Source organism: Aphanothece sacrum FPU1, from assembly GCF_003864295.1.
Classification (GTDB): Bacteria; Cyanobacteriota; Cyanobacteriia; order Cyanobacteriales; family Microcystaceae; genus Aphanothece_B; species Aphanothece_B sacrum.
This window is the reverse complement of the sequence record NZ_BDQK01000013.1, coordinates 735,692-750,666: the sequence shown is the minus strand read 5'-3', so window position 1 is coordinate 750,666 and position 14,975 is coordinate 735,692. Positions and strand designations below refer to the sequence as shown.

Here is a 14,975-nt window from a genome sequence, read left to right as displayed (position 1 = left end):
ATAATCACCTATAATACTTAAGCTGGTGGGTTACGACGCGCCTTAAAAGTTATGGGTTTTTCATCAAAATCATCTTTCCGCCCTCATGGAGACTCTCGCTACATCGGTACTCCGATTAGCGATGAGAGGAAATGAGGGGCAAGGTCTATGTCGCATAAGAATAACCATCCTTTTTGTGAATATGCGTACAGTTTTTATAACTAATACCTTGGATTAATCCATTAGGACTAGATATATTAAAACTACCTATTGATCGGACAGCAACACGACCAACATAAGTCCCTATTTTTTTACCTTTAGTTACAACAGCTTTTACGATATCTCCTGTTTGAAAACCTTTAATGAATTTGAATCTAGGAACATATCTAGAAGGAAAACCATATTTATCGGTTCTGCAAGATTGTCTAGTTCCATGACCTGTTGCTTTAATTAATAATGGTTTATTAGTTAACACTTTTAAAGTATCAACTATTCCTACACAAGCTGCATCAATCCAGTGTTGTTTTGGTAAATTTAATCGTGTTCTATTAAATTTAGTTTTACCTCCTGATCCTGTAGTTATGGGTAAACCTGTGTTTTTTAAAGCATTAAATAATGTCCATCTGGTAGAATTAACAGCAGCAGCATCTTTTAAGGGACGTTTCGCTTGTGATAAAATACGCTTTAAAACATCAGGTTTTTTAGCTAAAAATACATTAATATCTTTAGTTCCTTTTTTGAGATTACATGATTCACAAGCTAAACATAAATTACTTATTCTATTTGTACCTCCTTTGGCTTTAGGATGAATGTGTTCAACTTGTAAAGGGACATTTTCTATTGAACAATAAGAACATTTTCTGTCCCATTTGTTTAATAAATACTCTCTTACCTCGTAACCAACTAATTCACCTTGTTGATATTCTACTCCTGATATTTCAGGATTTTCTAATTGTTGTAAGTCAAATCTTACCAATTCTTGAGAAATACCAACAATAGGAGCGAACTTAATTAGTTTTTTAATCCAAGTTAAAGTAGTATCTACTCTATGTTGTAAGGAAGGAGCTAACCAACATGAAGGTTTTTTTCTATTAAGAAATCTAGCTTGACGATAACGAGTTTTACGACTACGACGACCGCGACGTAATGATCTCCTTGATTCTAAACTATCTTTAATAGTTGAACCACGATGAGAAAGTTCAGCACCAAATATAACTTTATCCCCTTGAACTAAAGCAATACCAGTTGTTTGAGAACCAGGATCTATTTTAATTTCTATTGGTTCAATTACAACATCGAGAATTTCTTTTTTTAAGACAATAGTAAAAGGATATTGTCTAAATATTGCTGCATTTTTACTTTTTAATAGTTTTCTGGCTACTGACGGATGACAAGGGTTTAATGGTTGTTTGTTTGAATCAATTACTAACACATAATTTGACATTACTGCCTCTCCATTACTGGGTAAAGTTAGCTTCGACAATGTTATTTAAGCTTTTTAAATTAGTAACACTTCCTTAACCCTTTAAAGATGTTTAATTACTAATGACAGAGCAGGGGACTAGCTTCGCATCCGCAAGGTGTCGTGACAAAAATAACGTAGTATACTAGATACTTAGTCTGGTCAACTTAGGCTATATTTCAAGCCCCCGTTACATCGGTACTCCGATTAACGGTGGGTTGTTGACAGCCGCTATAATATTTAAGATGGTGGGTTACGACGCGCCTTAAAAGTTATGGTTTTTTTATCAAAATCATAGCCGCGTCTAACCCACCCTACAAATTATAAGCTTTACTTATCACCCCAATCTAATACTTTACTCACTAATTTGATTGAGTTCATGACGTAATTTTGATAGTTCTTTATATACAGTTTTACGAGTTCGGTTAACTCCCCCTAATGGTTGATGTTCAGGTAAACAATGCCAAGGAGAAAAAGATAAATTTTCATTAAATTTGTTTCTCGCTTGAAAATCAAATACTTGACGAGGAATTCTCAAGGTAGCTACCTTAATATAAGGGGATTCTACCTCATTCCATTCAATAGTTGGATCTTCAATAGGCATAGTTTCAGGATTCGTTTGTAATTGAACCTTTAAATCAAAATAAGCATCTTTTTTATTTAAATGTGCTTTCATAGCTTCCTTAAGATAGTTATCTTTATCGGTCGCATTTTCGGGATTAAATGGTTCAGTATTGGGGTGAGGTTCTGCTAACATTTTAATCACATGAGTACCTAATTGATAAGGAGTAGCACTCCAATAAGGTCTATCTAAAGGGCTATTAGTTGGACTTTCACCAATTTCATCAAAAATCTTAAAAGCATAAGCCACTTTATCAAAATCCGCCCTTAAATCATTAGGAACTTCGCCAGTTTTTACGTTTATTTCTCCTGCTCTAACTTTATTACCTACTTGAAAGAAAGTAATATAGTCTTCTACATTTTTAATGAAAAATATAGGGCTACTCATTAACAAAAAATCATGCTCATGAGCATGATTAGGATCATCAAGTATTTTTTCTCCTGGTACATTGACTAATTTAATAGCCATGCCTCGAATATCTCCTACAGTATCCGGTTTAAACTGACCATTTTGATCCGGAGGATTTCCATTAGAAAATCGAATCCAAGCATCAAAAATATCAGGATGTTTAAAGATACCATGCTTGAGATTTTCAGGGATATCTAAATCAACCATTAATTGACCCCAAACACAACCATGAGGTTTAGAATGTACTTGACGATAAGCAGGAGGATGATCGACTGACTTTAAATTATCAGCACTCATTTTTGCAATGGTTTCAATAGATACTTCTTCTTGAGGTTCAATTATCTCTTGTCCTAATGGACTATCATTATTAGGTGTGTTCATCTTTTTCTACCAAATAAAAAGTCTTATTAAAACAATAAACCATCTTTTTTCATAAGATCATCCTTTCTTTACTATGGTTTAAACTTTTATTATGCAGAAATCGCATAGTAATTAAGACTTAATCGCATAAAAATTAAGATTTTGTTACATAAACTACAAAAGTTACCTGTTTGAAAGCTTTATAAATAATCAGCGAATTACATTTAAAGGCAATTCAGACCATCCCCAAAACTGCCTTGGTTAAGGGTCAAATGGCAACTAGACAAAGCTGTTGGGAATCTATTCTAAGGAAGACTATCATTAAAATATGGCTAAACTATCAAGACGTAAATTTATATTAACCGCCGGGGCTACCACCGCAGGGACAATGATTCTACATGGATGTAGTAGTGGTGGTGACAAACAGGCAACAACTCAGGCCTCTCCCACCGCAACAACTTCACCCACCACCGCAACAGGAGACGGCCCAGAAGTTACCACAGCTAAACTCGGTTTTGTCGCCTTAACTGACTCTGCACCCCTAGTTATTGCCAAAGAAAAGGGATTTTTTGATAAATATGGCATGACGGGAGTAGAAGTGCTTAAACAAGCTTCTTGGCCAGTCACTAGGGATAATCTAGAATTAGGGTCGGAAGGAGGGGGTATTGATGGGGCCCATATTCTGTCCCCTATGCCTTACATGATGACCCTGGGAACTATTACGAAAACGAAACAACCCGTTCCCATGTACATTTTAGCCCGTTTAAATCTCAATGGACAGGGAATTTCAGTCTCTAATACTCATAAAGACCTAAAAATTGGCACAGATAGCGCAGGACTCAAACAAGCGTTTACTAAAGCCAAATCTTCCGGTAAAGAACTCAAATGCGCTGTCACTTTTCCTGGCGGAACCCATGATCTCTGGTTACGCTACTGGTTAGCAGCAGGAGGTATCGATCCCAATAAAGATGTATCAGTGATTCCGGTTCCTCCTCCTCAGATGGTGGCCAACATGAAAGTAGGCAATATGGAATCTTTTTGTGTAGGAGAACCCTGGAATGCCCAATTAGTCAATCAAAAAGCGGGTTATTCTGCTTTAGTAACTGGTGAATTATGGAAAGATCACCCGGAAAAAGCTTTTACAATGCGTAAAGATTGGGTTGATAAAAATCCCAAAGCAGCGAAAGCTTTATTAATGGCCGTTTTAGAAGCACAACAATGGTGTGATAAGCCAGAAAATAAGGCAGAAATGTGTAAAATTGTTTCTCAAGATAAGTGGTTTAAAGTACCTGTAGAAGATATTTTACCTCGGGCCCAAGGAAACATTAACTTTGGCAATGGTAAAGAAGTTGAAAACTTCCCTCAAGCTATGAAATTCTGGTCTGATAATGCGTCTTATCCCTATAAAAGCCATGATTTATGGTTCTTAATTGAAGATATGCGTTGGGGTTATATTCCGGCGGATACTGATACCAAAGCCTTAATTGATCAAGTTAATCGTGAGGATTTATGGAAGGAAGCGGCCACAGCGTTAAAAGTGCCTGCTGCTGAAATTCCTATTAGCACATCTAGAGGAGTTGAAACTTTCTTTGATGGGGTAGAATTTGACCCGGAAAATCCGACCGCATACCTCAAGAGTCTCAAAATAAAGAAAGCTTAATTCAAGGTAGGATGCGTTCCCAACGCATCACCCCATCTATATTTGAGAAATAAACCCAACACATTAAAGAGTTTTATTGGGTTTCATAATCGTTAAAACCAACCTAAATTTATCCTTAACTCATTCATTCCTATCACCTCTTGTTTTCAACTTTATGACAGCTAAAGCACAATTAAAACGTCATTCTCCTCAGAATCCACTCATGCAGTTTTTGTTCTCAAAATCTAATAGGAAAATTATCGCCCCTTGTGTCGCACTTTTCGTATTTTTGATGATTTGGCAAATCCTCTGTTCAGGAGAAAGTCCTAATTTACCCTCTCCTATTACGGTTATTCAAGAAACATGGAATCCTTATATTATTAACCCATTTTATGATAATGGAGGAACAGATGTCGGTTTATTCTGGCAAATTTTAGCTAGTTTAAAACGGGTGGCGATAGGCTTTTCTTTATCAGCTATTGTCGGTATAGGATTAGGAATTTTAATCGGAACTAATCGCTTAATTTATGATGGTTTAGATCCCATATTTCAAGTATTAAGAACGATTCCTCCTTTAGCTTGGTTGCCCATCTCTTTAGCAGCTTTTCGTCAATCTGATCCCTCAGCTATTTTTGTAATTTTCATTACCGCTATTTGGCCAATAATTATTAATACGACGGTAGGAGTTCAACAAATCCCTCAAGATTATCGCAACGTTTCACGAGTCCTTAAACTATCTCAAACAGAATACTTTTTTAACATTCTTTTCCCTTCAGCAGTTCCTTATATTTTTACTGGATTAAGAATAGGAATCGGTTTATCTTGGTTAGCTATTGTAGCCGCAGAAATGTTAGTGGGAGGAGTCGGTATTGGTTTCTTTATTTGGGATGCTTATAATAGTTCTAAAATGAGTCAAATTATTTTAGCCTTAATTTATGTGGGAGTCGTAGGATTATTACTAGATAGATTAGTAGGTTATATTGCTAGTATTGTCGTCCCTCCCGAACAAAAATAATCGAAGATAAAATCCATCCCCTAACCCCTAACCCCTAAAAATGTCTAATTTTATTGAAATTGATCACGTTGATAAAATCTTTCCTCTACCTAATGGCGATCGCTATATTGCCCTAAAAAACATTGACATTAAAATCAAACAAGGGGAATTTATTTCCTTAATTGGTCACTCTGGTTGTGGTAAATCTACTTTACTAAATATTGTGGCCGGTTTAACCCAAGCAACTCACGGAGGAGTTATTTTAGAAGGACGGGAAGTCACCGAACCTGGCCCCGATCGCATGGTAGTATTTCAAAACTATTCTCTTCTGCCTTGGTTAACCGTCCGTCAAAATATCGCCTTAGCGGTTAACCGTGTGATGCGTCATTTCCCTGAGAAAGAAAGACGAGACATCGTTAATCATAATATCAACTTAGTAGGCTTAAAACACGCAGCTAATAAACGTCCTGGGCAATTATCCGGTGGAATGAAACAACGAGTGGCGATCGCCCGCGCATTGGCCATCCGTCCCAAAGTTTTGCTTTTAGATGAACCCTTTGGGGCCTTAGATGCCCTCACCAGAGGCAATTTACAGACGAAATTAATGGAAATTGTCCAAAAAAATGATGTTACCTGTATTATGGTCACTCATGATGTGGATGAAGCCCTTTTACTCTCAGATAGAGTGGTCATGTTAACCACCGGGCCAGAGGCCCATATCGGACAAATATTAGAAGTCCCCATACCCCGGCCCCGTGAACGTTTAGAAGTGGTCAACCATCCAAGTTACTATGGTTTACGCAATGAAATGGTTTACTTCCTCAATCAACAAAAACGGTCGAAAAAAGTCGGTAGAATCCCAGAAATTGCCATTTCTCACAATGGTTTAGAGAAAGTCAACCTAAATCTAGGATTTATTGCCTTAACCGACTGTGCGCCCTTGATTATAGCCAAAGAATTGGGCTTTTTTGCCGAAGAAGGGTTAGAAGAAGTGACCCTGAGTCGGGAACCCTCCTGGAAAGAAATTGCTAAAGGAGTAGCCGAAGGTCGTTTAGATGGGGCGCAAATGGTGGCTGGAATGCCTTTAAGCATGACTATAGGGGCCGGAGGTAAAATCCCTACACCTATCATTACTGCCTTAGTTCTCAGTCGCAATGGTAACGCCATCACCCTGAGTAAAAAGTTCCTTGAAATGGGGGTAACAAACCTCAAAGACTTAAAAACCGCGATCGCCGCTACTCCCGACAAAGTACATACTTTTGGCATGGTACATCCAGCCTCTATGCACAATCTTTTATTGCGTTACTGGTTAGCATCAGGAGAAGTTGATCCCGATGAAGATGTGGGGTTAACGATGATTTCTCCTCCGCAAATGGTAGCGAGTCTGAAAGCAGGGAATATTGAAGGCTATTGTGTAGGAGAACCCTGGAATTCTCGCGCCGTTTATGAAGATTTAGGCTATGTTATCGCCACAAGTCTTGATATTTGGGCAGGACATCCTGAAAAAGTATTAGGGGTACGAGAAGACTGGGTGGAGAAATACCCCCAAACTCATATTGCTTTGGTGAAAGCCTTACTAAAAGCCTGTGAATATTGCGATGATCGGCGAAATCGGGAAGAAATGGTAGATTTAATCCGTAAACCAGAATATGTGGGATGTTCACCTGCCTATATTCGTCCAGGTTTGATTGATACTTATAATCGGGGAACCGGAAAACCCGAATATTTGCCCAGATTTAATCAATTTTATGTTGAAAACACCAATTGTCCTGGCCGGGTAGAAGGATTATGGATTTTAACCCAATTAGCGCGATGGGGGTATACTCCTTTTCCCCGTAACTGGGTAGAAATCTTAGAAAGAGTCCGTCGTCCTGATCTTTATGGAGAAGCTTGTCGGGCCTTAGGATGGCCAGATATTGAACCAGATCGCCAGAATTTGCAACTATTTGACAAAATGGTGTTTAATCCTGATGATCCTGTAGGATATCTTAAGCGTCTTTCTATCTGTCGTGATTTCCAAATCTCAGAAATTTTGCTCGATCAACCTACTAAATTATGAATTATGAATGATAAATAAAAAGGGGTTTAGGAGTTAAAAATACAGAAAATTATAAATTCGTGAACTCCTAAACGCCTACAGGCTAAAGCCTGTGGCTATACAAACAAAGTCCGCCTTTGCGGACTTTCAGCAACATTAGCCTGTGTAGACAGGCTTTGTACAGTTAACTCCACCCTTGGCAGGGTGTGGGTGAGATAGAGGGAATTTCATATTGGGTTTTGCCTTAAGTTAAGACCAATAAACATTGTGTTAAGCCCTTATTAAACTCCTGTCTCCTAAAACCCTTTAACCCCATCAAAACTATGCACACCATGAATTCTACTGAAACAAACTCTATAAAGGCGAAAATTCCTTTTTTAAGCATTGATCAGGTATCTAAAGTTTATCCGAGTCCAACAGGAGATTATACGGTTCTTGATGGCGTAGATTTAACCGTTTGTGAGGGAGAATTTGTCTGTTTGATCGGTCATTCAGGTTGTGGTAAATCTACCTTATTAAATATGGTATCGGGGTTTAATACCCCCACCACTGGAGAAGTAAAATTACTCGATAAAGAAATTCAGGAACCTGGACCAGATAGAATGATGGTTTTCCAGAATTATTGTCTATTACCTTGGAAAACTGCTTTTGAGAACGTTTATTTAGCCGTTAAGTCCGTTTATCCTGAAAAAAACCGGATTGAAAAGGTCAAAATTGTTGAAGAACATTTAGCGATGGTAGGGTTAACAGAAGCAGCCAACAAAAAACCCGATCAACTATCGGGAGGGATGAAACAAAGAGTTGCGATCGCCCGCGCATTGGCCATTCGTCCTCAAGTTCTTATTTTAGATGAACCGTTTGGGGCCTTAGATGCTATCACTAAAGAGGAATTACAGGAAGAATTGCTCAATATTTGGCAAGATCATCGTTTAACGGTGATGATGATTACTCATGATATTGATGAGGCTTTGTTTTTGTGCGATCGCTTGGTAATGATGACTAATGGGCCATCGGCAAAAATTGGGGAAATTCTAGAAATTCCCTTTTCTCGTCCTCGTAACCGCGCTCAAATTATTGAAGATCCCAGATACTATGAATTACGCAACTATGCCTTAGATTTCTTGTTCCATCGTCACGCCCATTCTGAAGAACCCACCGAAGATGAGGAAATAGTAGAATCTAAGTCCGGTTTTAATGTGAAATGGGGTCTAGCTTTGGGAATGGTGGCCGCTGTTGCGATCGCAGGTTTTGCTTTAGTTCAGAATTGTAGTCAAAAATCCGCAAATTCCCCCCAAACTACAGAATTACAATTACAGGGACAGTAAATGTGGTACAGGCTTCTAGCCTGTTTCTCTTTAGTGGTACAGGCTAGAAGCCTGTTTTTTTCTATAGGTTAATGTAGAAGAAGCCAAGCTAAAGTTATAAAAGACATGAATATTGACACAGAAATATTACAAACTATTGTGAAAATGCCAGAACCTCTAAAACAAGAAGTTCTAAACTATGCCAAGTATCTGATGGAAAATTACTCCACAGATATTTCCCTAAAACAACATCCTCATAAAAAACGTCGCTCAGGCATTTTACAAGGGACTTTTGTTTTGCCATTACCAGATGATTTTGATGAACCGTTAGAAGATTTCAAGGAATACATGGAATGAATTCTTTTCTCTTAGATACCCATACATTTATCTGGCTATCTGAAAATGATCCTAATTTACCTAAGAATCTGAGAAATATTATTGATGTAGCTGATACTGTTTACCTCAGTATTGCTAGTCTCTGGGAAATTGCAGTTAAGCTAAATATTGGTAAGTTGTCACTTCAAAACAGTTATGAAACCATTGGCAGTGAACTTGAATCATCAGATATTTTATTGCTACCTATTTCCTTTATTGACACTCTACAAATTCGTCATCTACCATTACATCATCGTGATCCATTTGATCGAATGTTGATCGCTCAGGCAATGACAAGATCCTTTATTTTAATTAGTCGAGATGTTAAGTTTGATGCTTATTCAATTGAACGATTATGGGATTAAATATTAATAGTAGATTGCATGACATCTACTCATGAATTAGTACCTATAGCAACACAAAAATCTTTGTTACAACTTTATCGAAATTACGTTAATGAATATCCTTTAGCAAAGTTGAGGAAAAATGCGATGGCTAAAAGTATCCTTGACAAAATTAATCTAAATCAATTGGGAGAACGACTACAACAAGCAAGAAAACAGTGCGGTATGACTCAGGCAGACGCAGCAAACGTGATTGATGTTGCCAGTACTACTATTGTAGCTATTGAAAAAGGAGAACGTCGTCTTAAATCATCAGAATTAATCAAACTTGCCCGTGCTTATGGACGGAAAATCAGCGATTTTGTGCAAAATACTCCTGTTATTGAATCTTTTGACGTACAGTTTCGCGTTGCTTATCGTCGTGGGGAAACAGAAGAAGTAGAAATTAAACCCATTATTTTAGAGTTTGAAAAGTTGTGTCAAAACTATCTCGAACTAGAGAAAATAATGGATGCTCCTCTTCCTCGGAATTATCCTCAAGAATATAATCTCGAAAATATGCCTTTAGAAAGTGCTGCCGAGAGTATTGCTAATACAGAAAGACAGCGTTTAGGATTAGGAGATAGAGCAATTCCCCTATTACGAGATATTTTAGAACAAGAAGTAGGATTGCGGATATTTTATCTACCAATGCCGTCAAAATCCAAATGTTCAGAAATCTATAGCTACAATGAACAAATGGGGGGATGTTTAGCCATTAATGCTTATCATCCAAAAGAGCGACAACTTTGGTCATTAGCACATGGTTATTTACACTTTTTATCTCATCGATATAAACCCGTAATTAATTATGAAGATCAATATCAAAGAATGCCTGAAAGTGAGCGATTAGCAGAAGCTTTTCCTAAATATTTCCTAATGCCTACCAGTAGCTTACTTAAACAATTTAATGATATGTATCGTACTCATGGTAAGTTTACCCCAACAAATTTATTAACCTTAGCGTATTATTATGGAGTATCAGTACAAGCTCTTATCTATCGGTTAGAAGAAATGAATTTGCTACCATCAGGAACTTGGGATCGCCTAAAAAATCGCGGTTTAAAAGTTAGAAAAGCACAAGAAGAATTAGGTTTTCAAGAAAATAAATCAAGGATTGATTTGACCCCTATTCATTATCAACATTTAGCGATAGAAGCATTTGATCAAGGGTTAATTACAGAGGGACGTTTCGCTAATTTTATAAGAGTTGATCGTTTAGAAGCGCGTCGTATTGCAGAAATTTTACGGGAATATTCTAGTGGAATGACTGAAGAAAATATGGATCTAGATCTGCGTCAAGGCTCATAAATTGGGAGATTCACTTAAATTATGATAATTCATAACTCCCACCTTCTACTTGATGCTTGTTGCGTTTTTAATTTTGTCGCTTCTGGTCATTTTCTTTCCATTTTAACGACAATTCCTGTTCAAGTTGTGATTACCCAAACAGTATATGAACAAGAGTTAATTAAATTTGATCGATTTGAACCAGAAGATAAACAACAGTTTAATGATGCTATAATTCAAGAAATGGTTAAAATTGTTGATTTAGAGTCAGAAATTGAAGCAGATTTATTTGTTAATTATGCGGCTATTTTAGGAGATGATGGAGAATCAGCAACAGGGGCGATCGCTATTAATCGAGAATGGAGTATAGCGACTGATGATAAAGCAGCAATCAAGCTATTTAGTCAAGAAGCACCCAATCTTCAAATTTTATCAACACCAGATATCATCAAGTATTGGTCAGAAATAAACCATTTAAGTTCAGATAAGCTTTATACTATTCTTGATGCTATTCGAGTCAAAGCACGATACCTACCTAATAAAAATCACCCTTTAGAAAATTGGTGGAAGACTGCTCTTAAAACTTAATTTTTATTCCTTAACGTTGAATCTGTTTAGGAAAATTAGGCACTAACAAAGACTGTTCTAGTTCTTCTTGTTGATTATAAAATTTAATTTTTCCTTGTTCATTACATAACCAAACTTCAATCGCCTTAGCTTCTAAATATAAATTCTTTTTCCCTTCCATTTCCTCTAATTTATTACTACTAGACTTAACTTCTATACAAATTTCTGGTGCAATAGAAGCAGATACTTCATCTTCAATTATCTTAAATCTTTCCTCCGAACACCAAACAACATCAGCAACTTTAACCCCATCTGATGTATTAATCGCACATTCTGGCATCACTTCCCCTGTCTTCAAAAAAGATTCTAATAACCTTTGAATTCTTCCTTGATAAAAAGAATGTTTAATTTTGACAGGACTCATTACAATTTGACCCCATTTATTTAATTCAATTTTAAAAGGTAAATCTTGTAATTGTTTATTTTCACAAACTTCTTCCCATTTCATTGTTAGTTATTTTTCCTAAGAATTAATTCTATTTTAACATATTTTGGATAAACGTAGGTTGGGTTGAACGATAGTGAAACCCAACAAAACCCTTTGCTGTAGTGAAACCCAACAAAACCCTTTGCTGTAGTGAAACCCAACCTACTAAAATTAATTACGGGTAACATAACGTAAATAAGCCTCAACAAATTGATCTAAATTACCATTCATCACCCCATTAATATCAGTGGTTTCTATATTAGTTCGTAAATCTTTCACCATTTGATAAGGATGAAAAACATAGTTACGAATTTGCGTTCCCCAAGCAGCTTCTACTATATCTCCTCGAATTTCTGCAATAGCTTGGGCCCGTTGTTCTTGAGCAATAACTAACAATTTTGCTTTCAATAAAGTTAAGGCTTTTTCTTTATTTTGCAGTTGGGAACGTTCTTGAGTACAACGCACTGCTAACCCCGTTGGAAGATGAACAACACGCACAGCAGTTTCTACTTTATTGACATTTTGTCCCCCTTTTCCTCCTGAACGAGAAGTCGTAATTTCTAATTCTTTTTCGGGTATTTCAACTTTAAGATCATCTTCCTCTAAAGCTGGCATTACTTCCACACCGGCAAAACTTGTTTGACGTTTTCCATTAGCATTAAATGGGGAAATTCTAACCAATCGATGGGTTCCCTTTTCTCCTTTTAAATAACCATAAGCATAACGTCCCTCAATCTCTAAGGTAGCCGATTTAATACCCGCTTCATCCCCTTCGGAAATTTCTGTTAAATGAACTTTATAGCCTTGTTGTTCTCCCCAACGAGTGTACATTCTTAATAACATTTCTGCCCAGTCTTGAGCATCAGTTCCCCCTGCTCCCGCATTAATAGTTAAAAACGCTCCTTTAGTATCATAAATACCCGATAATAATTGTTGTAATTCCCAACGATCTAAATTATGATTAAGTTGAGTAATATTATTTTCTGCTTCTTCTCGTAAAGTGACATCATCCTCTAATTCTAATAATTGAGCGATGGCTTTTGTATCTTCTAATTGACTTTTCCAAACGTAATATTGATCTATATTAGATTTAAGATCATTGAGTTGTTGTAGAGTGATTTGAGCAGTATCTGGACTATCCCAAAACTCCGGTTGAGCAGCCACATTTTCTAAGTCTTGAATTGTCGCTTTTAATTGAGCTAAGTCAAAGATAGTCCTGGGTTTTCCCCAGGCGCGAATTAACTGTTTCTATTTCTCTTTTAAGTTCTGTTATTTCCATATTTTTCTAACTAATAAAGTTCCTATTTATGTTATCGCATTTTCAGTAATAATTGGGAGAAAATAATACTATAATTTTTGTTTCCACCAACTATACCACTCCCCAAAAACAGTTTCTAAGGTTTGATAGTTTTTCTCTAAATCATTTGAATCTGAGGTTGGTATTGATACTAAAGTCCATAAACAACCAGTCTCAAAAAAGTCTTTTTCTCCTAATAGCCATAAAGCCGCTTGTTGAGGACTCCACCCATATTTATACTTGTTTTTAACAAATTGTTCATTACTTACGCTGTTTTCTCCAACTCTATTGATACAGGTACTCAAATGAACTTTATTTCCATACTCAAATAAAAAATAATAGCCCATCTCATTCTGATATTTAGTTTCAATATCTAGACTTCCTCTTGGAATAGAACCTAGACGAAATAACAGCCGTCTGACATCCCCACCATCATGTTCTCTGTAATTAGCCACAATCTCAATTTTTCGAGTTTTATTATCATAAATGTATACTTGACTATCAATCTCCTTCTCATCTCCTCGCTTAGGTTTAAGAGATTTGACTTCAATTTGTTTCCATCCCTCTAAAGGAACTGTTGCAGGAAATTCAAAGACTTTTGCCGACTCTTGATCACCTTTGTTGGGCAATACAAAAAAAGATCGAATCAGAATTGCTATTACTCCTGTAATAAGAAATGCCATCAGTCCAATTCTAGTTCTTTGCCAACGAATATTGTCCATATTTTTATAATAAATTAATCACTACTTTACTTAAATTATTTTACTCGATATCAATGTTTTCTTCTGATTCACTTGTTAGTGTCATAGGACGAATATACACTAACCAACAGAATATCCCAAAGATGAAAACTGAACTCAGAGCAAAAATTAAACTGCCATCATCTCCATGCCAATAGTCAAAAGATTGTTTATTAGAAAAAGCGACTAAAAGAGCTAAAATACAAACTCTAATACTGTTAATAATAAAACCTAATAAAACTCCTAAAACAACACAAATAATTTGTTGTAGTCGGTTAAGAGGAATCATAAAAAGGAAAAGAATAGCAATAAAAAACATCAGTAAAATACTCTCAATTCCTGAACAAGCTTCGCCAACTTCAACCCGTCCTGTTGGTAAAATAAGATAAATTCCTTCTCGGTAACTTTGAAATCCTAACAACCATAAAGAAGCATTAGAAAACTTAGCGGTTAATGTGGGTAAATTAATCAGTTGTAACAGAGAAGTAAAAATAGGAGTAGCCGCTAAAATAGTTAGGATTACTAATTCTTTCCAATATTGTTTAATTTGCTTAATTCCTGATGCAATTAAAGCCATTGCTACTCCAGAAACTAAGGGAAAAAATGTTAGATGATAACCACTAGAAGAAAGACTTCTTAGTAGCATAAAAACAATTAAGGTTGCTCCTAAAAAACTTGAAAAAACTCCACTTTTAAAGGATATATCTTCTCTTTTATCCCAAAGCATAGAGGCAATAGCTAACCACGCAAGTATACTTAAACTCATCAAGTTAAGTTCTTTAGATAGATCAACTATCGTCAGATGCAGGCCAGCTAAAGCTATTCCTAACGCAACTACCCAAGAGGTAGGATCTTGTAATGATTTACGCCAGTCGATTGTCATTTTAGGAAGCATCTTCAATTCAAGTAGTGTTCAATAGGGTTATGTTTATCTTTATCAATCATACCTTAAATGTGGTTAATTCTTGTACCTAATCATCTAAAATAGGACTTACCCATTAGAACTATCTGTCAGGTCAATTTATGATGA

Annotated in this window: 14 protein-coding genes; 8 read left to right on the top strand and 6 right to left on the bottom strand. The window is 36.4% G+C overall.

Features of this window, described 5'->3' with window-relative positions:
• Nucleotides 1-145 precede the first annotated feature (145 nt).
• Together iscB and AsFPU1_RS14245 are read right to left on the bottom strand one after the other, a co-directional pair.
• Complete coding sequence (gene iscB, locus AsFPU1_RS14250; protein ID WP_124975186.1) at nucleotides 146-1,423, bottom strand: RNA-guided endonuclease IscB; 1,278 nt, start codon at nucleotides 1,421-1,423, stop codon at nucleotides 146-148.
• A gap of 373 nt (nucleotides 1,424-1,796) precedes the next feature.
• Nucleotides 1,797-2,852: a catalase family protein gene (locus tag AsFPU1_RS14245; RefSeq protein ID WP_124975188.1), complete on the bottom strand. Its 1,056-nt coding sequence runs from the start codon at nucleotides 2,850-2,852 to the stop codon at nucleotides 1,797-1,799.
• 307 nt (nucleotides 2,853-3,159) lie between these two features.
• Here AsFPU1_RS14245 and AsFPU1_RS14240 point away from each other — a divergent pair, with 307 nt between their 5' ends.
• From AsFPU1_RS14240 to AsFPU1_RS14205, 8 genes are all read left to right on the top strand, one after another.
• Nucleotides 3,160-4,491 (top strand): CmpA/NrtA family ABC transporter substrate-binding protein, encoded by a 1,332-nt coding sequence (locus AsFPU1_RS14240; RefSeq protein ID WP_124975190.1) that lies wholly within the window; start codon nucleotides 3,160-3,162, stop codon nucleotides 4,489-4,491.
• A gap of 202 nt (nucleotides 4,492-4,693) precedes the next feature.
• Nucleotides 4,694-5,485 carry a nitrate ABC transporter permease gene (ntrB, locus tag AsFPU1_RS14235; protein ID WP_227873538.1) on the top strand — a complete coding sequence of 264 codons (792 nt, stop codon included), beginning with the start codon at nucleotides 4,694-4,696 and terminating at the stop codon, nucleotides 5,483-5,485.
• A 40-nt stretch (nucleotides 5,486-5,525) separates the two neighbouring features.
• Nucleotides 5,526-7,523: an ABC transporter ATP-binding/substrate-binding protein gene (locus AsFPU1_RS14230; RefSeq protein WP_124975194.1), complete on the top strand. Its 1,998-nt coding sequence runs from the start codon at nucleotides 5,526-5,528 to the stop codon at nucleotides 7,521-7,523.
• Nucleotides 7,524-7,825: 302 nt separating this feature from the next.
• Nucleotides 7,826-8,827: a nitrate ABC transporter ATP-binding protein gene (locus AsFPU1_RS14225; protein ID WP_438357515.1), complete on the top strand. Its 1,002-nt coding sequence runs from the start codon at nucleotides 7,826-7,828 to the stop codon at nucleotides 8,825-8,827.
• A gap of 105 nt (nucleotides 8,828-8,932) precedes the next feature.
• Nucleotides 8,933-9,163: a type II toxin-antitoxin system VapB family antitoxin gene (gene vapB, locus AsFPU1_RS14220; protein WP_124975198.1), complete on the top strand. Its 231-nt coding sequence runs from the start codon at nucleotides 8,933-8,935 to the stop codon at nucleotides 9,161-9,163.
• Nucleotides 9,160-9,546, top strand: coding sequence for a type II toxin-antitoxin system VapC family toxin (locus AsFPU1_RS14215; RefSeq protein WP_124975200.1), 387 nt, complete (start codon nucleotides 9,160-9,162; stop codon nucleotides 9,544-9,546). The genes vapB and AsFPU1_RS14215 overlap by 4 nt, the downstream gene beginning before the upstream one ends.
• Nucleotides 9,547-9,564: 18 nt before the next feature.
• Nucleotides 9,565-10,875: an XRE family transcriptional regulator gene (locus AsFPU1_RS14210; protein WP_227873535.1), complete on the top strand. Its 1,311-nt coding sequence runs from the start codon at nucleotides 9,565-9,567 to the stop codon at nucleotides 10,873-10,875.
• A gap of 21 nt (nucleotides 10,876-10,896) precedes the next feature.
• The gene (locus AsFPU1_RS14205; protein WP_124975202.1) at nucleotides 10,897-11,442 is read left to right on the top strand and encodes a hypothetical protein; all 546 of its coding nucleotides are present in this window, start codon (nucleotides 10,897-10,899) and stop codon (nucleotides 11,440-11,442) included.
• Nucleotides 11,443-11,452: 10 nt separating this feature from the next.
• On the opposite strand, the gene AsFPU1_RS14200 is transcribed toward AsFPU1_RS14205, so the two are convergent.
• The 4 genes from AsFPU1_RS14200 to crtA form a co-directional block, all read right to left on the bottom strand.
• Nucleotides 11,453-11,929 carry a Uma2 family endonuclease gene (locus AsFPU1_RS14200; protein ID WP_124975204.1) on the bottom strand — a complete coding sequence of 159 codons (477 nt, stop codon included), beginning with the start codon at nucleotides 11,927-11,929 and terminating at the stop codon, nucleotides 11,453-11,455.
• A 150-nt stretch (nucleotides 11,930-12,079) separates the two neighbouring features.
• A protein-coding gene (gene prfB / locus AsFPU1_RS14195) for a peptide chain release factor 2 (protein ID WP_124975206.1) occupies nucleotides 12,080-13,187 on the bottom strand; the annotation gives its coding sequence in 2 pieces (ribosomal slippage) (nucleotides 12,080-13,114 and nucleotides 13,116-13,187; 1,107 coding nt in all).
• A 68-nt stretch (nucleotides 13,188-13,255) separates the two neighbouring features.
• Entirely contained in the window at nucleotides 13,256-13,927 is a 672-nt protein-coding gene (locus AsFPU1_RS14190) for a cyanoexosortase A system-associated protein (protein ID WP_124975209.1), read from the bottom strand.
• A gap of 40 nt (nucleotides 13,928-13,967) precedes the next feature.
• Nucleotides 13,968-14,828: a cyanoexosortase A gene (gene crtA, locus AsFPU1_RS14185; RefSeq protein ID WP_227873536.1), complete on the bottom strand. Its 861-nt coding sequence runs from the start codon at nucleotides 14,826-14,828 to the stop codon at nucleotides 13,968-13,970.
• Nucleotides 14,829-14,975: the final 147 nt, after the last annotated feature.